This window comes from Gloeocapsopsis sp. IPPAS B-1203, assembly GCF_002749975.1.
Taxonomy (GTDB): Bacteria; Cyanobacteriota; Cyanobacteriia; order Cyanobacteriales; family Chroococcidiopsidaceae; genus Gloeocapsopsis.
In genome coordinates this window covers 147,181-166,833 of sequence record NZ_PEIG01000012.1, presented here as the reverse complement: position 1 = coordinate 166,833, position 19,653 = coordinate 147,181, and the positions used below count along the sequence as shown (strand labels likewise).

24 protein-coding genes are annotated in these 19,653 nt (G+C 42.0%); 13 read left to right on the top strand and 11 right to left on the bottom strand.

Annotated features, from left to right (window positions below; all coding sequences use genetic code 11):
• A partial coding sequence (locus CSQ79_RS28170) for a hypothetical protein (RefSeq protein ID WP_289501359.1) occupies positions 1-212 on the top strand: 212 nt, incomplete at its 5' end.
• A 66-nt stretch (positions 213-278) separates the two neighbouring features.
• On the opposite strand, the gene CSQ79_RS27130 is transcribed toward CSQ79_RS28170, so the two are convergent.
• The gene (locus CSQ79_RS27130) at positions 279-530 is read right to left on the bottom strand and encodes a hypothetical protein (protein ID WP_289501358.1); all 252 of its coding nucleotides are present in this window, start codon (positions 528-530) and stop codon (positions 279-281) included.
• Between the two features lie 870 nt (positions 531-1,400).
• Here CSQ79_RS27130 and CSQ79_RS20080 point away from each other — a divergent pair.
• The 6 genes from CSQ79_RS20080 (at position 1,401) to CSQ79_RS20055 (ending at position 5,935) form a co-directional block, all read left to right on the top strand.
• On the top strand, positions 1,401-1,880 hold the full coding sequence (locus CSQ79_RS20080; RefSeq protein ID WP_289501357.1) for an SH3 domain-containing protein: 480 nt from the start codon (positions 1,401-1,403) through the stop codon (positions 1,878-1,880).
• Positions 1,881-2,339: 459 nt separating this feature from the next.
• Positions 2,340-3,065 carry a hypothetical protein gene (locus tag CSQ79_RS20075; protein ID WP_099702921.1) on the top strand — a complete coding sequence of 242 codons (726 nt, stop codon included), beginning with the start codon at positions 2,340-2,342 and terminating at the stop codon, positions 3,063-3,065.
• Positions 3,066-3,217: 152 nt separating this feature from the next.
• Entirely contained in the window at positions 3,218-4,018 is an 801-nt protein-coding gene (locus CSQ79_RS20070; RefSeq protein ID WP_099702935.1) for a hypothetical protein, read from the top strand.
• A gap of 374 nt (positions 4,019-4,392) precedes the next feature.
• Complete coding sequence (locus CSQ79_RS20065; RefSeq protein WP_099702920.1) at positions 4,393-4,641, top strand: WGxxGxxG family protein; 249 nt, start codon at positions 4,393-4,395, stop codon at positions 4,639-4,641.
• A 131-nt stretch (positions 4,642-4,772) separates the two neighbouring features.
• Complete coding sequence (locus CSQ79_RS20060) at positions 4,773-5,063, top strand: WGxxGxxG family protein (RefSeq protein ID WP_099702919.1); 291 nt, start codon at positions 4,773-4,775, stop codon at positions 5,061-5,063.
• Positions 5,064-5,602: 539 nt separating this feature from the next.
• Positions 5,603-5,935, top strand: coding sequence for a four-helix bundle copper-binding protein (locus CSQ79_RS20055; protein ID WP_099702918.1), 333 nt, complete (start codon positions 5,603-5,605; stop codon positions 5,933-5,935).
• A 58-nt stretch (positions 5,936-5,993) separates the two neighbouring features.
• Here CSQ79_RS20055 and CSQ79_RS28165 read toward each other — a convergent pair whose 3' ends face one another.
• Positions 5,994-6,134 (bottom strand): hypothetical protein, encoded by a 141-nt coding sequence (locus CSQ79_RS28165; protein ID WP_289501355.1) that lies wholly within the window; start codon positions 6,132-6,134, stop codon positions 5,994-5,996.
• 84 nt (positions 6,135-6,218) lie between these two features.
• Between CSQ79_RS28165 and CSQ79_RS20045 the strand changes: the two genes are divergently transcribed.
• On the top strand, positions 6,219-6,371 hold the full coding sequence (locus CSQ79_RS20045) for an SDR family oxidoreductase (protein ID WP_143755479.1): 153 nt from the start codon (positions 6,219-6,221) through the stop codon (positions 6,369-6,371).
• Between the two features lie 76 nt (positions 6,372-6,447).
• Here the strand turns inward: CSQ79_RS20045 and CSQ79_RS28160 are convergent, their stop codons facing one another.
• Positions 6,448-6,600 (bottom strand): hypothetical protein, encoded by a 153-nt coding sequence (locus tag CSQ79_RS28160; protein ID WP_289501354.1) that lies wholly within the window; start codon positions 6,598-6,600, stop codon positions 6,448-6,450.
• Between the two features lie 782 nt (positions 6,601-7,382).
• On the opposite strand from CSQ79_RS28160, the gene CSQ79_RS20035 reads away from it, so the two are divergent.
• From CSQ79_RS20035 to CSQ79_RS20015, 5 genes are all read left to right on the top strand, one after another.
• Entirely contained in the window at positions 7,383-7,886 is a 504-nt protein-coding gene (locus CSQ79_RS20035) for a PRC-barrel domain-containing protein (protein ID WP_015188534.1), read from the top strand.
• Positions 7,887-8,305: 419 nt separating this feature from the next.
• Positions 8,306-9,226: a metallophosphoesterase gene (locus CSQ79_RS20030; protein ID WP_099702916.1), complete on the top strand. Its 921-nt coding sequence runs from the start codon at positions 8,306-8,308 to the stop codon at positions 9,224-9,226.
• 808 nt (positions 9,227-10,034) lie between these two features.
• Complete coding sequence (locus tag CSQ79_RS20025) at positions 10,035-10,838, top strand: ion transporter (protein WP_099702915.1); 804 nt, start codon at positions 10,035-10,037, stop codon at positions 10,836-10,838.
• Positions 10,839-11,961: 1,123 nt separating this feature from the next.
• Positions 11,962-12,981 carry a mechanosensitive ion channel family protein gene (locus tag CSQ79_RS20020; protein ID WP_289501353.1) on the top strand — a complete coding sequence of 340 codons (1,020 nt, stop codon included), beginning with the start codon at positions 11,962-11,964 and terminating at the stop codon, positions 12,979-12,981.
• On the top strand, positions 12,978-14,303 hold the full coding sequence (locus CSQ79_RS20015) for a DUF2254 domain-containing protein (protein WP_099702914.1): 1,326 nt from the start codon (positions 12,978-12,980) through the stop codon (positions 14,301-14,303). Before CSQ79_RS20020 ends, CSQ79_RS20015 begins: the two co-directional genes overlap by 4 nt.
• A 47-nt stretch (positions 14,304-14,350) precedes the next feature.
• On the opposite strand, the gene CSQ79_RS20010 is transcribed toward CSQ79_RS20015, so the two are convergent.
• The 8 genes from CSQ79_RS20010 to CSQ79_RS28145 all read right to left on the bottom strand — a co-directional run bounded on the left by CSQ79_RS20010 (position 14,351) and on the right by CSQ79_RS28145 (position 19,495).
• On the bottom strand, positions 14,351-14,527 hold the full coding sequence (locus CSQ79_RS20010) for a hypothetical protein (protein ID WP_289501352.1): 177 nt from the start codon (positions 14,525-14,527) through the stop codon (positions 14,351-14,353).
• Positions 14,511-14,735 (bottom strand): hypothetical protein, encoded by a 225-nt coding sequence (locus tag CSQ79_RS28155; RefSeq protein ID WP_289501351.1) that lies wholly within the window; start codon positions 14,733-14,735, stop codon positions 14,511-14,513. Before CSQ79_RS28155 ends, CSQ79_RS20010 begins: the two co-directional genes overlap by 17 nt.
• A 155-nt stretch (positions 14,736-14,890) precedes the next feature.
• Complete coding sequence (locus tag CSQ79_RS28150) at positions 14,891-15,208, bottom strand: hypothetical protein (RefSeq protein ID WP_289501350.1); 318 nt, start codon at positions 15,206-15,208, stop codon at positions 14,891-14,893.
• Positions 15,209-15,452: 244 nt separating this feature from the next.
• The gene (gene phnC / locus CSQ79_RS20000; RefSeq protein ID WP_099702912.1) at positions 15,453-16,199 is read right to left on the bottom strand and encodes a phosphonate ABC transporter ATP-binding protein; all 747 of its coding nucleotides are present in this window, start codon (positions 16,197-16,199) and stop codon (positions 15,453-15,455) included.
• Between the two features lies 1 nt (position 16,200).
• Entirely contained in the window at positions 16,201-17,055 is an 855-nt protein-coding gene (phnE, locus tag CSQ79_RS19995) for a phosphonate ABC transporter, permease protein PhnE (RefSeq protein WP_099702911.1), read from the bottom strand.
• On the bottom strand, positions 17,052-17,972 hold the full coding sequence (locus CSQ79_RS19990) for a phosphate/phosphite/phosphonate ABC transporter substrate-binding protein (protein WP_099702910.1): 921 nt from the start codon (positions 17,970-17,972) through the stop codon (positions 17,052-17,054). The genes phnE and CSQ79_RS19990 overlap by 4 nt, the downstream gene beginning before the upstream one ends.
• Positions 17,973-18,396: 424 nt before the next feature.
• Positions 18,397-19,275 carry a bile acid:sodium symporter family protein gene (locus tag CSQ79_RS19985; RefSeq protein ID WP_099702909.1) on the bottom strand — a complete coding sequence of 293 codons (879 nt, stop codon included), beginning with the start codon at positions 19,273-19,275 and terminating at the stop codon, positions 18,397-18,399.
• A 64-nt stretch (positions 19,276-19,339) separates the two neighbouring features.
• Positions 19,340-19,495 carry a hypothetical protein gene (locus CSQ79_RS28145; RefSeq protein ID WP_289501349.1) on the bottom strand — a complete coding sequence of 52 codons (156 nt, stop codon included), beginning with the start codon at positions 19,493-19,495 and terminating at the stop codon, positions 19,340-19,342.
• Positions 19,496-19,653: the final 158 nt, after the last annotated feature.

The window sequence follows — 19,653 nt, the reverse complement described above, 5'->3', positions numbered from 1 at the left end:
TGAACTCCTGGAATCAACGGTTCAATAATTGCCCACTCAACATCGCTAACGTCAGTATTGTCAGGTTTTCGCTTCATCCCTCCATTCTACCCAATGAGTATAATTTGCTACTTCTCAAACATCCTCTAACTCCTGCTTTGTCCAATTCAATTCGTCAATGCGCTGATCCGCTTGTTGACCCGCACTCTCATCGACCCGTCGATTCACTTTGAGGGGACAGTAATATACCTTGTCGAGCTGGTCGATTTAGCGCCATCAAGGCTTGAGTCGCGTACTAGCTATCCATCAACACTGGAGAAAACGGGTGCTTGCTGGGAACCACCCTTACCAGCATCGCTGCCACATGGTCTAACAAGCTCAAGCCCATCCCCATCGGGGTCATACACTCGATAGTCAATCACCCAAAACTGTCCCGTTTCACCATTGACGTACACACAGCTAATCAACCCGATGCTCCGAATCACTCGATGTGCATTGCCGCTGTATTGCCGTCGTGTCAGTTCAATTGATGTGGAATAGCGTTTGTCCAACACCGTATCATCGCACAGAAGATAACCGTTCTCTGACGCTTGTCATCAGGGTTTGACGTTGTCCCACAACAAACGAGGAGTCAGCTTCTCTCCACGCAGATAGCGATTAATCCGCTCATGGCTCATCTCGTCGGGGTGGTCAGCCAAGTTGTCATCGTGTAGTTGACGGGGCTGCTGAGCAGATCTTGGCAGTAGTTGAGTTTAGTGGACTTCATCATGTTCAGCTTAAATTGCTGCTGCGTCAGTCCTGTCGGTTTGAATGAAACCAGCACCACCATCTGGAATCTTAATTTGGGTAGAAACCCGCTGTCCATTTTCCGCCTGTTCGATATATATCCGGTTGGATTAACGTAACATTTAATTCCAGTTTCTGGGTGCTACACGATGCAACGAACTTATAGCATTACGAAGATAAACCGAAAGCGTGGAAAACTTGGGGAAGATAAATCAGCATCACGCAAAATATTGATTTCAATTGGTACATCTCCACCCAAAACGCTCTAGCTCTTTAATTTTCGACTACTCAATAAACTCCTTGCCAGCGATTTTGTGTTGCTCGATAGTGATATTATCAACTCCTAATCGCTGGGCTAATTGCTGTTGATTTAAGCCTTGCTTTTGTACCTCAATGAATTGCTCTATTGAATTGTCCTTGAAATGTAGTTATACATGAGCCAAAATAAGATTTTTTATTGCCCAATTTTACCGCTATTCTAGTTTCAGGATTTACGCGATCGCCCAATATTGGGGTAAATTCAAGAAGGTAGTATCGTGACTAGTTCACCTAAGATGCTAATGAAACAACATTGGCTTGAGCTAAAGTTACAGGTCTTAACTGCTTCGCTGTCAATAGCCGTAAGCACTTTTATTATGCCTTTTGTTAGCGCCAATGCACAGAATTTAAACCCCGCAAATAACAAAGAGAACCAACTTGCGCAGGCTGCGGATAGTTGTCGCCGAGTGTTTCCTCCTGAAGGAGTATACGTACACACTCAGCCAACAGTTTACGGCTCCGTAATTGGTAGTATTGCTGGTGGACGTTATGTGAGGATTGAACCTAAAAACATCAATGATTGGGTACCTATTTCAATTCCTTTAAAAGGTTACGTGTTTGCGGGTTATCTCACCTCTTGCGCGCCTGCACCACCGCCGCCGCCAAATTGCCGTCAAGTTGCAGCTAATAATGGTATATATGTTTACCAACAACCTTTGGCAAAGAGTCCTATTGTCGGTCTCATCGCGAGTGGACGCTATGTCATGATTGAAAATCAAAGTAGCAATGGTTGGGTACTTATTTCAATTCCTCTGAAAGGTTATGTATTTGCTAATTATCTGAGCGAATGTTCTTGATAGGGCTGCTATATAAATAAATAGTAAGCGTATACTTAAGTAAGTATATAACAAGTATTTCGCTGCTTCATTAATAGAATGATCCTCATTGATCTTCAGGTTTATAATAGGTGAGTTGAGTTTTGAGTATAGTGCCGCACTATTTAAAGCGATCGCCTTTAATAAGTAGTTATAAATATTATCCTTGACTCATTGTAGTGCCCATATGTTGTTCATGGGTTTTAAGAGTGCTGAGGGGATTTATATTCCTATTTACATAGCTAGCTATTTCTTAAGTCGTATTTTAGTAACGAGTAATCATTTCTCCACGAGTTTTCCACTATCTCAAATTATCGTTTTAAAGTCAGTATACATTGCTTATTGCAGACATTTCGTGAAATATAGTTTTTCTGTTAAATAAGGGATCGCTAAACATTTGTATCCTAGCTTTCTCAATGTTTTCGTGACAAAAAGGCATTTATGAATAGAATCAATCAGCTTTATTTACGTAGAAAGGTTGGGATTTGGGGAAGCATCTTTGGAGGATTACTCATTGGGATACCAGCCATACCGCTAGCAGCAAGTGCCCAATCCTCAGTCCTCAATCCCTGTCCGCGTATCTACTACGAAGAACCTTTCAACAGTAGAAATTTAGTACCTCAAGGTTGCCCATCTAATGCATTTACGCAGCAATATAGTGCATTATCGGCAACTCCCAATCGCATCGTTCCAGCTGATGCACCTACTACACCAGGAGAGGTAGTTCCCACACTTAGTCAACCAGGTGTAGCAGTTAGAGGAGCCACCCCAGGAATCACTAACCCCCCAGGAACCGCCCAGACACTTCCAGTACAGCCTCCCTTACCAGAAGAACGTAGTGAGCCAGTAGCACTGCTTAAGCCGACAGGTCAACAAGTTAGCGTGAGACTGAAGAACAATACTAACGCACTCGTTACCTATGAAGTTACTGGACAAACTGGACGGCGCTACTTGCCAGGTGGAGAAGAAGCGACATTGCAAAATGTGCCATTACCAGCAACGATAACCGTTGTCCGCCAAGATGATGGATTTGTGAAGATCTTACCCGTGACTACAGATGCTGAACCTGGTCTACTAGCAGTCTCACTCGATGAAGATGCAACTCCCCTTGATGACAATCAAGGCGTAATCAGAATTCAAAGCGATGGTCAAGTTTTTGTGAACTAAGGATGCATATGTAGTGCTTTACACAAGCAGCGATTGCAGAATAACCTTCCTGATTTGTAGCTGCATGGATCGCCAGTTGATTGAAGCAGTATTTGTCACTTAGTGCGATCGCTACAACAACACATACACCAATTTATGGAGAGGAGCGAACAATGATGAACATTAACCGTATTAGAAGCAGTGGAATACGTGCGAGTGCTGTCACTTTAGCATTAGTAACGACACTTGTTGCTGCTTGCACTGATAACCAGATTGCAGGTGGTCCCACAGCAGAGAGTAATGTAACCACAGAAGAAGTAGCTGAGGAAACAGCAGAACTAATCGGTAAACCAGTAACTGTGAGAAGCGAAGCAGCAGAGAAAGTTGGCGACAATACCTTCACTATTGTCAATGACGAGTTGTTTGGTGCAGACCAAATCTTAGTAGTAAATGCTACTGGAGAACCTTTCGTTCTTCCAGCAACTGATACACAGGTTCAAGTAACAGGTACAGTTACTCGCTTTGTCGTTGCTGATGTAAATCGAGTGTACAACTTGGGTTTAGATCCTAACTTGTACGTTGACTACGAAGGTCAACCTGCAATCATTGCACAATCGCTTGCGATCTCACCAAAACCAGGTGAAATTACTGAAAATCCTAGCGTTTACTACAATCAAGTAATCGCAGTTCCTGCTGAAGTTGAAAACATCGTCGGTCCTAATGCATTTACACTAGATGAAGACCAGTTAATTGGTGCGAGCGATCTGTTAGTCTTAATTCCAAATTCTCAACGCCCAGTTGAAGAAGGCGCAAGGGTTGTCGTTACTGGTGTACTTCGCCAATTCGTCGTTGCTGACTTAGATAGAGATTACGATTTAACCTGGGACTTGGATTTACAACGCAGGCTAGAAGTAGAATACGCTAATAGACCCGTGCTTATTGCTCAATCAGTGTATCCAGCATCACAAGAATAAGTAGTAACATCATTGCTGCTTGCAAAAACCAACCTATATTCGTATAGCTTGCTAACTAACACAGGCAATCTGAAACTATAAGGATTTGCTCTGCTGAACTCATAGCAGGGCAGGTTTCTTATTCCTGATAAAAATAGCCTTTGTACATAAATTTACTTAGTTTAAGGGTATTGAAAAAAATACATTTACGCTTTTGTAAACTTATTTATGAATGTAAAAGATAGCAATAAATTTAAAACTATCAATTACTTTGTCTGCCCTTAGTTGGAATATAAAGTTCTAGTTTTATAGCTTAAGATTGATTTTATCAAAATAACTAAACGATAAATTGTTAAATAGATTTTTGTAATAATTTCGGCAAGGAGAAACTAGTAATGAAAAGCTCTTTTTTACTTAAAGCAACTGCAGTAAGCTTGCTAACAGCAGCAACAACAATTTTACCCTTATCTCTATCTGCTCATGCTCAAGTAACTGCGCCTGGAGTGGTATCAGAAGATATTTATGAAGATGATGATTTTGATTGGGGTTGGTTAGGATTAATTGGTTTGTTTGGTTTAGCAGGTTTAGCAGGGAAAAAGCGTTCTGAACCCACAGCTTATCGCGACCCTGAAGTAAGAAGATAAATCAAAACACAAGCTCTTCTGTAATGACAAGCACATATTTAAGTCTTCTTAAAGAAGGTTTATTACTTCTTTTGCCAAAGTGCTGCAAAACAGTTAATTTGATATTTCAGCTATGAGAAGGGATTTTGAAGATGAAGCGTCTTAAATTTTCTAAAATTGTTAGTGCTGGCGCTCTAATACTGAGTGCAGTAGTTTTGTTTCTAACTCTTTCTGCTTGCGCTCCAACTCCAGTAACTACTGTTCCAGCAGCCCCTGTGGTTCCGCCTACAAGAGTTGTGTACGCTGATGATGGTTTTGATTGGGGATGGTTAGGGTTAATTGGTTTATTTGGTTTGTTTGGCTTATCTCGTAAAAAAAGCCGTATAGAAACTAATGCATATCGAGAGCCAGATGTGGTTAGTCGCACAGATTATCGGGAATAAAGCTCTTTGACTTTTAGAACGCAGATTAGAGCAGAATAGCTGCTAAGTGTAAAAAATGCCAGTAAGCAAGTAGTAAGCCTTAGAAATACCATCTAAGGCTATTTTTTATAAGAAATTATTTAGTAATATTATCCTTTACTACGAATAGTAAACCTCACACACGAATGTTGGAAAGGTTCTTCTTGTACCTCAATTCTGAGGAAAGGTAATGTTCTATTCCTTCTCTAGTTTTCCCTAATTGTAGTAGGAAGATATAAAGAAATGTTGTTTTATTTGTGCAACACTTTCATTGAAGTGAAACGATACAAACTACAACAAATTGTAATGACTTACTTGCCAATTTTTATACTTGTAAAAATTGGCAAGTAAGCCTGAATGTAGCAATTTGCATAAACAGCGATCGCAGCACATAAAAATGAAATCAGGGTGAAATCACTGCCCTTCGTTTGAGTGAAATTACTGTTACATCATCAGATAGAGATATTAATGATTTGAAATTTGTATATTCATGAAATAAAGATTTGAACGGAAAGATTAATATGCCTCATCAACAATATCAAACTAGTATTGACGCAGCGATTCACTGCGCATATGAATGCGAACATTGCGCCGATCAGTGTTTAGGCTCAATGCCAGAATGCGCTCGTCTTTGTCGCGATTGCGCTCAGATCTGTTGGGCGATCGCAAGTTTCATGAGTCGCGGTTCTCGCTTTATTCCGAATGTCGTTCGTGCTTGCATAGATATCTGCGAAGCCTGTGCAGCAGAATGCGAACAGCACGATAGCCCACATTGCCAAAACTGTGCTAAAGCTTGCCGCCAAGCCGTAGAAGAATATCATAAGATTGCAGACATTGCCGCAGCACGAGCTTAATTAGTTCAGAACCAACAATCGTTTGGGGTAATGCAGATGATAGGAGATGGTAAGGAACTTATACAGCAGAAAACGCGATCGCATCACAACGAGCATAACGGTCATCACGCACACCACTAACAGAATGCCGATACTCCCCATCACGGACACGCTGGACATTCTGGACACGGAGGACATCTAGGACATCACGATCCAGCAATTTTTAAGCGACGGTTCTTTATCTGCTTAGTCCTTACAATACCTATTCTGTATTTTTTTGAGCAATTGCAAGGCTGGTTAGAGTATGAAGCGATCGCCTCTCCTGGCTCTAACTGGATCAACCCGCTCTATTGCCTATGCTGCCGTATTTCTAGCCTCAAGTGATGCCAAGTACATTCACGGTACAACTTTAGTTGTAGATGGCAGATTAATGCAGTTTATGGGACAAGGAGCTTAATCACGAAACATAGCTTTCTGCAAAGATTGTGTGGTTACATTTGTTATAGACTGGCAACAGAGCCATCATCTACCCGCTAGTAGCACCGAGTACAAAGCTTAACCGTTTGGAACACACACAAAGCAATGACATCCACTACTTCTTCCGGTCGTCCACGTCGCTTCAATTCGAGGTAAGGGCGATTCTCTTCTAGCAACTTAGCGATCGCCTCATTAAAACACACTTCCATTTAGTTTGATCTCTTTTTCATCTTTGCATCTGTCATCGAAGTAGCGATAAAAGCAGGAGAAACTGTAATCACCTGTAGGTCATATTTGGCAAGGTTCAGGGCTGCTTTGCATACGCAGTAAGGTATTTCTTCTGGAGCAGGCTGTACGGCATCTTCAGACAGACATATTTTCCGAAACTTACTTTTTTGCAACACGTTGACCCACTGAAAGTACACAATTTGCATAAGAGCATTGGTGTTTAAAATTATTCTGACCAACCCATGATTTCAGTCGAAGGGTAACAATGTCAATTTACAGATTATTAATAGGGAGGAATCTTTAAAAACTACTGTTTTATTGAGTGAAACCGTTGCTGCTAGTATTTCAGTTCAAGTATTAGCTAGTTATTTTCAAATCCTTAGCATTGTTTTTCTACTTTCATTTGGGATTCTTCTGAGATCAGATGGCTTCGGATTATTACAGGCATCGTTGTCAAGTAATTGTAGTTAGTGTTCCATCTCGGTTTATCTTCAAACGTCAGTTCAATTTATAAGGTTTCATTAGCTTCTTACTTCAATCTTTAGAGGGTTTTTTTAAGAAAAAGTTTCATTTTTACTATTTTTTATTAGCCTGTATTACGGAATAAAATTAATACTTTAGTTGTGACAAGTTCAACGATTTTTGGCGATCGCTTTTAAGTTAAAGTTCTTCCTCCACGACTTTTCCACTATCTCTCTCTATCTTCGAGCTATAGCAATTCAATTTGGCTAATAGTTAAGTTTGAGAATTTTGGAGAAAAAAGATGACTCTTTACAAACTTGATGAATATTATCCTGACTATCAAAACGACATTTTTGATGGTGATGATATCAAAAGCTTTGATGTGTATGCACAGGATGATAAAGTTGGTTCTGTAAAGAATATCATGGTCGATGAAGACGGAAATTTTCGTTATTTCATTGTTGATACAGGCTTTTGGGTGTTTGGTAAGAATGTGTTTCTTCCAGTGGGCATGGCTAACATAGATTATGACGACAAAAGAGTATATGCTCCGCAATTAACCAAACAGCAGGTAGAAGATTTACCAGAATTCAGTGAAGATTTAGCGCTCGACAATGACTACGAAGAGCGCGTTAGAGGAATTTATCGTCCTTACATGACGATGCCCATTCCCAGTGCAGCGATTGGTGCTACTACCTATACGTATGCTCACGAGCCTTACTTCTACAATCTGCAAGACCGCAATCTGACAACTTATCAAGAACGACTAAGAGAAAGAGGTCGTTATAGACGCGACATTCTTTAATTTGACAATAATTTGTGCTGCCGCAGTTTTACCTGTGGCGTAGCACCAAGTCACACTTATTCTATGTCCCAACCAGCCGATCGCGATCGCATCACTAAATATAAACGAAGCAACTCTTGTATATAAATTTAGGTAAGTTCTTATCACTAAACTTGTGGTTCGTTAAGTTTCGGTGGTTTTTAGGAGCGCTCATCTATCCAATTCAACACGATCGCCTAGCACGGTAATCAAGTCTGGTTAGTTGGGAAAGAAATTGCTTTAGAAGATAAATATTTGGAGTACAACCCTTTTGAGCAGGTTTATTTTTAGGGAGATCAATCTCAATCTTTATGTTAAAGCTAACTATCAATTTAAATGCTAAGTGAGTGAAGAACAATAGCGGTTCATGACACTTAACAGTATAAATTCGCAAGCGAACTATGAAGAAAATTAAGTATGCTTTATTGAGCTTATTAGGATTAATTGGCGCAATTCTGATTTGGGGTTTGCTCGAACCCTACCTCATCGATGTAGAACCTCAAGTTGCCGTAATTCCTGGTTTACCTGCTGCTTGGGAAGGGCAAAAAGTTGCGGTTATCGGTGATTGGCAAGTGGGAATGTGGCTAGACAATACCCCTACAATTAATCGGATTGTTCAGCTAGTTAAGGAACGCCCCGCGTTCGCGCTAATTATTGGTGACTTCATTTACTCTCCAGGCGAGAACCCCAGCGCAGAAATTAGTAAGGCGATCGAGCTTGTGCGTCCACTACCTGCCTCTGGTATCCCAACATATGCCGTATTAGGCAATCACGATTATGGCATGAAAGCAAAGGATGCTCCTCCAAACGCGACTTTAGCAACCAAAGTAGCTGAGTCTCTTGAAGCAGTGGGCGTGCAAGTATTGAAAAATGAAGCTGTTGCGATCGTGCCGTCTTCAAACCAAAGTCAGACATTAGCGAGCGATCGCAAAGCACTTTTGTATTTAGTAGGTATAGGATCGCACTGGGCTAATGAGGATAAACCAGCTGTAGCGCTAGCTGAGATACCGGATTCAGCACCTAGGTTTGTAATGATGCATCATCCTGAATCCTTTGCTCTATTTCCTGCCAACTCTGCACCTATAGCTGTAGCAGGGCATACTCACGGCGGACAAATTCGCTTGCCATTTACTCCAGAATGGTCTTGGCTAACTTTTACTAAAGAAGATCAAGTTCATGCTGACGGCTGGATTGATGAATATGGAAAACAAGGAAACCATCTTTACGTCAACCGAGGGATTGGTTTCAGTATCTTACCAATCCGAATCAATTGTCCGCCTGAAATTACTCTTTTCACACTTATGTCACACAGATCTACATAAAACTTATTTTTTATTTCAACATTTTTGTTTGCTAATTAACAAATAGAATACGCTCGTGACGGTAGTTTACTGTTGTTTGACTTCTAAATTTAAATAAAGTTAAGTTCGACTATTTTTACGATTTTAACGCTACTCAATGCATATTTTTGGTGAGTAAATTATGTGCTTTCTTTTGACTTTTTAAATAGTCATTAAATTACATTGACCTCTTACTTTGCAGCTACAAAAGTCGTTTCTTCAGTAGTTTTTTTGAAGTTCCCTTTTAAGTAATGTACGCTACTCGTTCAATTACTTGCATGGTCTTTTGTTCAGCATCTCTTTTGATTTAGCCAGGTGGAATCGCGCTATTTTTTGCTTATGAGATTAACTTAGACTCAGTTAAACTCGATATTGTTAGTAGAAATATAGAATAAGCCATTTTTAAAAGCTAATTTCTCTAGCAATGGTGTTAATTGTGTTAGTTACCATTATGGTACACACCCTAGCTTAAGCTTAAAGTTCCCTCTCTGATGCTGTGATACCATTTCTAGATATTAACTTCGGGAATTTACTGATATACAAATCATTCCAGCACGGTATTATCGAACATAAAATAGCTTTATAAGATGTTAAACCCCACTTCATTTAGTACGTCGAAACAACTGCCATTCTCTACCTAAAATGTTTCTCCACAAGTTTTATAACCTTTTTTTCTGAAATACCGCAGATTACCATCAGTCAAGTTAATTGTGACAAATGTTCACTCTTGTATGTAAAGTGACAAAAGAATGGAAGCTATAACCGCTAGAAAGAAAGCAAACATTAACAGATGAAAACTCCAGAAAAACAGGTACTCAATCGAGAACGGCAGGAAATTTTGCAACAGTTAGAAGACTGGCTTGAGACACCAATGCTCGTACTGAGTTTTGCGTGGTTAGCACTGTTCGTTATTGAGTTAATCTGGGGTTTAACGTCCTTACTCCAAGCAATTGGTACTGTTATCTGGATAGTTTTTATACTTGACTTTATCCTCGAATTTACTCTAGCTCCATATAAGCTTGCCTATCTTCAACGTAACTGGTTAACAGTTATTGCTCTACCCTTACCAGCACTGCGCTTATTCAAGTTTGTTCGTATTTTACGGGTGCTGAATACTACACGAGCGGCTCGTGGCATCAGGTTACTACGTGTGATTACACGGACTAATCGGGGAATGCGGACGATTAGTGCTAGTTTAGGTCGTCGTGGCTTCGGCTATGTTGTAGCAACAACGCTGATAGTTACCTTAATTGGAGCCGCAGGAATGTATGCGTTTGAAAGCAATACTCCTGATGGGCGCGGTCTAAATGACTATGGCACAGCACTTTGGTGGACGGCAATGTTGATGACCACGATGGGTTCGGAATATTGGCCTCAGACTCCAGAAGGGCGAGTGCTTTGCTTTTTCCTGGCACTATATGCTTTTGCTGTATTTGGTTACTTGACAGCAGCGATCGCTACATTTTTCATCGGTCGCGATGCTGATGATGACGAAGCTGAAATTGCTGGGGCTAAATCTATAGCAGCACTACATGCTGAAATTAAAGCTTTACGTCACGAAATTCAGGCGCTATCTCGCCAGTCAGAATCGTAAATATTTCAAATCTTGATACAAGCAATATTATAATGAAGCATTAAGGTCGAGTTAGCAAAACAAGAAAATTATAGTTAAGCAAAATTAAAAAGATTTGCAAATAAAGTTATTGAGTTACTAAGTTGCTGCGACTAGCTAGATTGCACAACTTATTTTTGAAATTCTTACTTAAATCTCCCCGACTTTTCCACAATCTACAGCTAACTTCAAATAAAGGCAGTTAAATCTACTTAACTGTAGTTCATAACTCATCTCTTAATTCAACCAATTGCTGGCGTTGTACATCGTAGTTGCGGTTTAGAAAAGCTTTTCAGCAGGAGCTAAATTGTCAATGCGATCGCGCAACGCCCTTTACTGTTCAAAGACAGTATAATGCTGAACTAATCAATTCATTTTTTACTGCGATTATACTGAACAAATTACCTGCTATAGCAGTCCTAAATTGTTTATAAAAATTTCTTCGTGTGTCTTCTCTTTGTGCCCTAGCCTAGTGCCTTCGGTTAACGGCAACCCCTGCGGGGAGTGAGTCCTACCCTGCGAGAAGGATACGCCTAAGTGATGCTTTTCCCAAAAAAACTTAGAACCTAAATAGGATACTTATACAAGCCTTGTATTTGAAGTTTTGCTATCAATTTCATTGTTCACAATTCGAGTCGATTAGTAGAGTAAGTAAATCAGATTAGCTCTGATGTGGTTTTCTCTAGACTTACGTTTTTACTTGTTTAGGACAATCCAAAATTACGGTGCTACCAGGCTGCTTTATAATTCTACAGAGCAGATTTTTCATATTATCAATGTCTAAAGATATACCTTTTCGTATCTAAATATTACTAGATCAAAGCTGTGGAAATGGGACGGTCAGGTTCATGGTTTTAGGTTTTTCTCCACTTCAGATTGAGAATAGCCTTAGTATTACAAAAAAAATTCACAGTATTACTCCGCTTTATTAGAAGTAGTTTTTCCTTACTCAAGGTAGATTTTAACTTTGCATTATCTCAATTAAAATGACTGTTTTGTAAGTAATAGTACGGTGGTAATTGTATAAAATTACATTATTCGAGACAATTGCCAATTCAAACTTTAAAATGCAAAATCCAAATTTTAAGCATTAGGATCAACAGCTATGAATATTCAGGCAGCAATAACAGCAGCATGGAATAAAATTGGAGGAATGATTGACAGCTTTATCATCATGCTGCCAAACATCGTCTTGGCACTTATTGTTTTTATCCTATTTTTCTTTGCTGCTCGCTGGTTGAAGTTATTAGTGAAACGCTTCACGCGAAGGCATCGGCAAGCACGAAATTTAGGGATGGTACTAGGGCGATTAGCTCAGGGGACTGTCATTCTCCTGGGGTTATTTGTCGCGCTATCAATTATTGTTCCAACATTTAGAGCCGGAGATTTAGTACAACTACTAGGTATTAGTGGTGTAGCAATTGGTTTCGCTTTCCGCGACATTCTGCAAAACTTTCTAGCTGGAATTCTGATTCTTTTGACTGAGCCATTCAAAATTGAGGATCAAATCGTCTTCAAAAACTTTGAAGGAACGGTGGAAAACATTGAAACGCGTGCTACAACAATTAGAACCTACGACGGTCGCCGGATTGTCATTCCTAACTCCGAACTATTTACAAATTCGGTGACTGTCAACACTGCTTTTGATGCTCGCCGGATTGAATACGATGTCGGTATCGGTTACGGTGATGATGTTGACGAAGCAAAACGTTTGATGCTAGAAGCGATCTATAGCGTGGACGATGTTTTGAGAGATCCAGCTCCCGATGTCCTCGTACTAGAACTAGCTGAAAGTAGCGTTAATATCCGCGCTCGTTGGTGGATTAAACCGCCAAGGCGGATGGACGATCTCAATTCGCGAGACAAAGTAATTTCTGCCATCAAGCATAAGCTAGTAGAAAATGGCATTGACTTGCCTTATCCCACACGCCAAATTTTATTTCACGACCAAACTGAAGAAACAGATGGCATTCGCAATCGTCAGCGTGAAGGGTGGCCCGCTGGCAATAAAGAAGTACCGAAACCTCGCAGCATTAGCGGTTCTCTCAAGCGGTTAGCTGAAATTCGAGCCTCAAAAAACGGTGATAACAGCAACCAAAATTTAACTGCGGAAGATGGCAAATGAAAAACGTCAAAATCGCTAAACTCTGGGACTCGCTGCAATCGAGTTACTTGTTCTTGCCAGGAGTTATTGTGGTAATCGCCATCGCCTTGGCGATCGCAATCTTAACGCTTGACCGAGCCGGATATTATGGTCCCTTAGAAAAGTGGGGCTGGATGTACACAGGCGGTACAGATGGAGCTAGAGCGGTACTTTCAGCTATCGCTGGTTCTGTAATTACCGTTGCAGGTACTGCCTTTTCAATTACAATAGTGGCTCTGCAACTAGCTGCTTCTAATTTTGGTCCCCGCTTGCTGCGTAACTTTATGCAGGATGTTGGTAATCAAGTTGTCCTGGGGACATTTATTGGTACATTTATCTACTGCTTGCTTGTTCTGCGGACAGTCAGGGGAGAAGGAGATGGTTACACCTTCTTTGTGCCGCAAATGTCGGTGACAGTCGCCTTAGTACTCGCGATCGCAAGTATCAGTTTGCTAATCTATTTTATTCATCACGCCTCCACTATCATTCAAGCGTCGCACGTAATTTCAGAGGTCAGCACCGATCTCGACCGTGCTATAGATCGATTATTTCCCGAAAAAATTGGACAAGGCTTGTCTCAAGTTGGGCAGCGCGTGGTAGAAATTCCTGCAAATTTTGATGTAGATGCCTACCCGATTAAGGCAAATCGTAGCGGTTATTTACAAGCGATTGACGATGACAAGCTCATGCAGATTGCCTCTGAAAAAGAGTTGCTAGTGCGGTTAGAATTTCGCCCAGGCAAGTTTGTCGTCCAGGGTAGCGAGTTAGTTGTGGTCTATCCTGAAGAACAGGTCAACCAAAAACTCATTAAAGAGCTTCGAGATACTTTTATTTTTGGTAAAGAACGCACCGAGCAGCAGGATGTAGAGTTTCCGATTCATCAATTAGTTGAAATTGCGCTACGTGCGATTTCTCCCGCCGTTAACGATCCATTTACTGCGATTAGGTGTATTGACCGATTGAGTGCCGGACTGTCACGCCTTGCAGGGCGCGATTTCCCCTCTCCCTACCGCTACGATGATAAAGACAACCTGCGCGTCATTGCCCAACCAGTGACGTTTGCAGGGCTAACTGATGCTGCCTTTAACCAAATTCGACAGTATAGTACCTCGGATGTTGCTGTGACTGTTCGTTTACTAGAAGCGATCGCAACCATTGCTCTTCATACCAAAAATCCCAGAAACCTTGCAGCACTGCGTCGTCATGCCGAAATGATTAAGCATGATAGTTTCAATGACGTTTCCCAAGAATTAGATAAAAAAGATATTGAACAGCGATATCAAGCAGTAATGAAAGTGCTTTAGACGGCGAGGAGCGATCGCTTGATGGCAACCCATTAATTTGAGTATTGCTACATCCGGTTCATCCAAAACCAACGATAGCCATATGCTTCTAGAGGAATAGAACTAGAACCATTGCTTAGGGGTTCGTACTGGCGATCGCCAAATAGCTCAATCAAACGTTTGTCATCCTGCAATTTAAGCGTTACACTACACGCTCTGTCTGCTAAATTATGCAACACAACCACTACTCGTTGCGACTCGCAGCAGTGGGCGAAGACACATGGTTCGTCTGTTTCTATAAATCTGCCACGAACCTATGCCTAACTCTTGGCATTGCTGGCGGGTACGAATGAGGCGCTCCATCCAATTGATTAATGAGTTGGGATCGCGCTGCTCAGTCGCAACATTCACTCGCTGATACCCGTACTCTCCTTCTGCAATCACTGATCGCACATTAGCAACTCGTTGGCTTTGGGTCAGGTTTAACTCCCGTCCCCATTCTTCTGGTGTCTGATTTTTATAAAGCGCGATCGCCGTACCCTGTTCTTGATTGAGTAACGAAAAGCAGGGAATATCCGACGCTCCATCACCAACATAGATCGCTTGCGTCAGAGAATACGCAGTTCTTCGGCGGGTACGTCTCGGTAAACAAAAGTTTTACCGTCATCTTGATGATGCTCAATTCCTTTTGCTATTTGAAAGAGATAACGAGTTTTCTCAGTATGAGTAACAATTTTTTTCAAAAACTTAATTCCGCCATCTTCGTCATAAGAGAACTCACATCCCCACATAGCTTTAAAACAAGGCGCAATGCAATTATGGTAAGCAATTTCTACCATGCCGCAAGTAATTAGGTAAAATTCAACTTCTACTTCAGGATTGATTTGGTAAGCGCTTTGTTGCAGGCGATCAAACATTTGAGTCACGCCATCAAATGGCTGTAACTGTTCGCCGAAACTAGTAATATATTCCTTGGTAATCTTATTGCCTTGACGTTTTGATTCCTCAATTAGAGCGTAGAATCTTGCTAGAATTTTATCCCAACCGCTTTCAATCAGTTATAAGATATTTTCATTTGACTTGATTGCAGTGGTCTTTCTGTGACTCGAAGCCATTAATAAGTTGCTGAGTGCAAACAACACAGAATTTTGTTTACTTGTTCAACTTTAATCAAGCCACTGATTGGGTTTTATAAATTAGATTGCTATCCGAATCGCTAAATTGATCCGTTGAGGCATCCAAGACTAATTTACCCGCTTGAATACCAAGAATGCGATCGCTATACTGTGTTGCTAATTCAACTTGATGTAAATTGCAGAGAATCGTGATGCCTTCCTGGTCGCAGAGCGATCGCAACAGTCGCAGCACCACATGGGCAGTTTCAGGGTCAAGACTAGCGACAGGTTCATCTGCCAGAATTAGGCGAGCTTTTTGGGTAAGGGCACGGGCAATTGCAACTCGCTGCTGTTGTCCTCCCGAAAGGCGATCGGCGCGTTGAAAGGCAAACTCTAATAATTGCACCCGCTCTAAGGCAGCTAACCCTTCCCGCAATAAGCTAGCAGGAAACTGGCTCGTTAAACAGCGCCACAGTGGCAGTTCTGGCAAACAACCTCCCAGGCAATTCTCTAGAGCGGTGCGACGCCGCACCAAGTTAAATTGCTGAGCCACCATTGCAATCTGCATGCGTGCCTGCCGTAACTCTAGAGCAGAACATTGGTTTAAATTCCGCCCTTGAAACCAAATCTTTCCTGTATCAGGCTGAGTAAGTTGCAGAAGGCAGCGCAGCAAAGTTGTTTTTCCAGATCCACTCGTACCCAAAATCGCAGTGAAAGTATGAGGCATGACCTCAAAGCCAACATTGTGGAGCGCGAAGTGACCGCGCTGGTAGGATTTAGTAAGATTTTCAACAACAATCATGTCAATTCAATCGCTGGCGGAAGTAGGCGCTGAATGCATCAATTAGACTGACCATAGCTAGAATCAGCAGCAAAATAGTACAAAGACGAGGAAAGTCGAGCAACTTTAAGCTAACTAGCAATTCGTAGCCGATACCTCCAGCCCCAACGATACCCAAAATTACAGAAGAACGGACATTAAATTCCCATAAGTACAAACTAATGCCAATTAATCCAGGTAGAGCTTCGGGCAAGACCGCAAAGGCAAAGGTGCGAAGGCGATCGCTTCCAGTGGCTTCAATAGCTTCAATCGGTTCGCTGGGTAGTGACTCCAGCACTTCAGCATAGAGCTTTGCCATCGATCCAGTCGTGTGAAATGCTACACCCAAGGCTCCAGCAAAGGGTCCTAAACCCACAATTGAAACAAAAAATAAAGCGAAAATAGCAGTATCAATACCGCGTAGCAAATTTAGTAGCCCTCGCAAGGGAGTGGCTAACCATTGCACCGGAGTAATATTTCGCGCAACTAACAAGGCTAGAGGAACGGCAACCAGAATTGCACAACCTGTACCAATAATGGCAATTGCTAAGGTTTCCCAAATCGCTTCAAAAAAGATGGGTAGCTCTGAAAAATCAGGCGGAAATAAACGAGACAGCCACTCTCCCACCGTAGGGATGCGCTGCCAAAATTGCAACAAATTGACCCTTGCTGTGCGGGCACTAGCAATCAGTAGGGCGATCGCCAGCACTCCCCAAAAGCTACGATGTAGGAGTTTCCAGATACCTCCCTGTCGTCGTTGCTCCGCTGCCAGGATTGCATTTAAATTAGGGGAATCATCTGCTCGATCGACCTTGTGCTTAGTAGATGGAAAGGTCATTTTAGCTTGCCAACTAGTAATCCTGCTTGCTCAATCGGAGCGTAGTTACTGCCGTCGGATGAGACAAACCCCGTGTAATTTTTGGGCAATAAAGTTTTAGCTTGTTCTGGAGGTAGATTAACTAGTGCTTCTTGCAATTGAGTTCTAATTGTCTCTGGGAAATCGCCTCGAACTACAATTGGATCGTTAGGCAACGGCTCAGATTGCCAAATGATCTTGAGTTTACTTTTGTCAATCTTGCCTTCATCGGTCAAAACATCTAGATTACGGTCGTAGTCAGAGGCAATATCCACTTGGTTGCTTAGTACAGCGATCGCTTGTGCGGCGTGACTGGCACCTTCGTTATAGTCAAATACAACTTTCGGATCGAGATTGCGTCGCTTAAATTCCGCCTGGGGAACGAGCCAACCCGACGTCGAGCCTACATCTGCCAAACTGAGCTTGAGCTTGGTACCCTGCTGACTCTGAGCAATTGCCTCTTCTAGAGTATTGAATGGTGCATCTGCTCGTGCCATCAAGACTGAATAATAAGTAGGTTTGTCTTTGTAATTGACAGTAGCAATTGCCTGCAAGGAAGGATCGGTGTGCTTTGCCAGCATATAGCCCCAAGGACCTAACCAAGCAACATCCAAAGTGCGCGATCTTAGTGCCTCTGAAATACCAATCCAGTCATCCGCAACTGTTACCTCAGCTGGTAAATTTACTTGTTCTGCCAGTGCGTTAAACAATGGTTCAAACTGTTTGCGATTTTCGTTAGGAATCGGAAAGTAAGGACCTACCCCAAAGGTCAGCCGAGTAAGTGAGGTAGCTTCAGGGGAGTTGTTAGAATTTTGCGTTGTAGTGGGAGTGCAAGCCACCACCACGACCATTGCCATTATTCCTAATAAAACTCCTTGTATCCAACGGCTTTTGAACATTTTGAGATTTTGAGAGCAGTAGTTATTGTTGTCACTTTTACAAGGATAGCTAGCTGAGCGCGCTCAAGCGCATGCATAGTAAATAAAAATTTCTGAAATCTCTTCAAGTTACGAGTGCTTAGAGTAAAATGTTGCTGTCAGAGATGATTTTTGCTCGAATCATGGGGTAGGATTAAGCCGAAGCCTTTCTCCGTACGTTGTCAAACACTGTTACATGTACCTGCAACTGAGCAACACCATCTTTACTCGCGGGCGTGTGGGCATCTCCTATAAATAAATGCAAAGCAAAGATTTCAGTTTGGGTGCGATCGTCTGAGTCGTTTATTTAGTGGTGTAGCTTTTGAATAAGTGCAACTGTTCATTTACACTCGCATCCACAAGTTAGAACGTGACCCCAACCGAATCATACGCGGTGATTCTTGAGCTATTTTGAGGTAGACACACTACTGCTTACTCTTCTGCCGTAAAGAATAGCTCCAAAGCCAGTTACGTACATTAGCAAGCTATAAACAGCAGCAGGTACAGCCATATCAAGATTATTGAGTAAACCAGCAGTGATTGCGATCGCTAACGTTCCATTCTGAATTCCAACCTCGATCGCAATACAAATCTGTTGAGCTAACGGCAAACGAAATAGCTTTCCGACCCATAATCCTGCCAATGTTGCCAGTAGATTGAGTAACAAAACTCCGATTCCCACCTGTGCGATGAATCCTGGCAGTTTACTTCCTTCCCGAATCAAGATCAGCACAATAATCAATGCCAGTAAACCTGCTGCAAGACGACTCATTTGTTTTTCAATACGCTTCGCTGTGTTGGGAAACTGGTGACGGATGACCATTCCGATTGCAATTGGCAACAATGTGATCAGAAAGATTTGCAGTATTGTTCTTCCGATCGGCAGTGAGATTGCGGCATTTTGACCCATAAAATACTGAAGCGCCAGATTCGTAAAGATGGGAATCGTGAACACGGTGATTATGCTGCTGAATGCTGTCAGCGTCACTGAGAGAGCAACATCGCCTTTTGCTAGATAGGTAATAAGATTGGAGGAAGGACCACCAGGGCAGACAGCAAGGACAATTAAGCCAACTGCGATCGCACTCTGCATCGGAACAAAGAGCGTAATTAGCACTCCAATGAGCGGTAGTAGCAATACTTGACATATTGTTCCCACTGCAACGGCTACAGGGTCGCGGGTAATGCGTTGAAAATCTTTTGGAACTAGACTTAGCCCCATTCCTAGCATGACAACTGCCAGAGCTAGTGGCAGTAAAATAGTAGTGAAGAAATTGCTCTGCATGATAGTAGAAATTTACACGATTGAGTCAGTTCTCTCGGTGCGCACTGGGGAACTCAAGGGAAAGTTATCGAGCCGCCATGAGCGTAGACGCTAACCTAGCCATCACTGTGTCCACGAGTTCCTCATCCACTTCAGGCGAAGCAGCACAATTAGACGCAGGCGCAGGTAATAGAACTATACCAGGAGCCGCACTCGATTCTTGAGGATCAAAGTTTTTCAAGTCCGTCGCGCCTTTCGTAGCCTCATCAAAGGTGGCAGGGATCGCACCAAGGGTTGCCCCAAGAAAATTCGCAGAGCAAAATTACCGATTTGGACAAGTTCGCCGAGTTTGTTCAGGAGCATGGAGGCAAAACTCAAAAGCAGATGGCTCAGTTGTGG

What these genes read in the sequence shown, in the direction of transcription:
- CSQ79_RS20070 (WP_099702935.1), top strand. Translation starts at nt 3,218, where the DNA reads ATGATGAACATTAACCGTATTAGAAGCAGTGGAATACGTGCGAGTGCT.
- CSQ79_RS28160 (WP_289501354.1), bottom strand. Translation starts at nt 6,600, where the DNA reads ATGGAAGTGTGTTTTAATGAGGCGATCGCTAAGTTGCTAGAAGAGAAT.
- CSQ79_RS19985 (WP_099702909.1), bottom strand. Translation starts at nt 19,275, where the DNA reads ATGCAGAGCAATTTCTTCACTACTATTTTACTGCCACTAGCTCTGGCA.
- CSQ79_RS20035 (WP_015188534.1), top strand. Translation starts at nt 7,383, where the DNA reads ATGACTCTTTACAAACTTGATGAATATTATCCTGACTATCAAAACGAC.
- CSQ79_RS20015 (WP_099702914.1), top strand. Translation starts at nt 12,978, where the DNA reads ATGAAAAACGTCAAAATCGCTAAACTCTGGGACTCGCTGCAATCGAGT.
- phnC (WP_099702912.1), bottom strand. Translation starts at nt 16,199, where the DNA reads ATGATTGTTGTTGAAAATCTTACTAAATCCTACCAGCGCGGTCACTTC.
- CSQ79_RS20060 (WP_099702919.1), top strand. Translation starts at nt 4,773, where the DNA reads ATGAAGCGTCTTAAATTTTCTAAAATTGTTAGTGCTGGCGCTCTAATA.
- CSQ79_RS20065 (WP_099702920.1), top strand. Translation starts at nt 4,393, where the DNA reads ATGAAAAGCTCTTTTTTACTTAAAGCAACTGCAGTAAGCTTGCTAACA.
- CSQ79_RS20080 (WP_289501357.1), top strand. Translation starts at nt 1,401, where the DNA reads ATGCCTTTTGTTAGCGCCAATGCACAGAATTTAAACCCCGCAAATAAC.
- CSQ79_RS20030 (WP_099702916.1), top strand. Translation starts at nt 8,306, where the DNA reads ATGAAGAAAATTAAGTATGCTTTATTGAGCTTATTAGGATTAATTGGC.
- CSQ79_RS20020 (WP_289501353.1), top strand. Translation starts at nt 11,962, where the DNA reads ATGAATATTCAGGCAGCAATAACAGCAGCATGGAATAAAATTGGAGGA.
- CSQ79_RS20025 (WP_099702915.1), top strand. Translation starts at nt 10,035, where the DNA reads ATGAAAACTCCAGAAAAACAGGTACTCAATCGAGAACGGCAGGAAATT.
- phnE (WP_099702911.1), bottom strand. Translation starts at nt 17,055, where the DNA reads ATGACCTTTCCATCTACTAAGCACAAGGTCGATCGAGCAGATGATTCC.
- CSQ79_RS19990 (WP_099702910.1), bottom strand. Translation starts at nt 17,972, where the DNA reads ATGTTCAAAAGCCGTTGGATACAAGGAGTTTTATTAGGAATAATGGCA.
- CSQ79_RS20075 (WP_099702921.1), top strand. Translation starts at nt 2,340, where the DNA reads ATGAATAGAATCAATCAGCTTTATTTACGTAGAAAGGTTGGGATTTGG.
- CSQ79_RS20055 (WP_099702918.1), top strand. Translation starts at nt 5,603, where the DNA reads ATGCCTCATCAACAATATCAAACTAGTATTGACGCAGCGATTCACTGC.
- CSQ79_RS20045 (WP_143755479.1), top strand. Translation starts at nt 6,219, where the DNA reads ATGAAGCGATCGCCTCTCCTGGCTCTAACTGGATCAACCCGCTCTATT.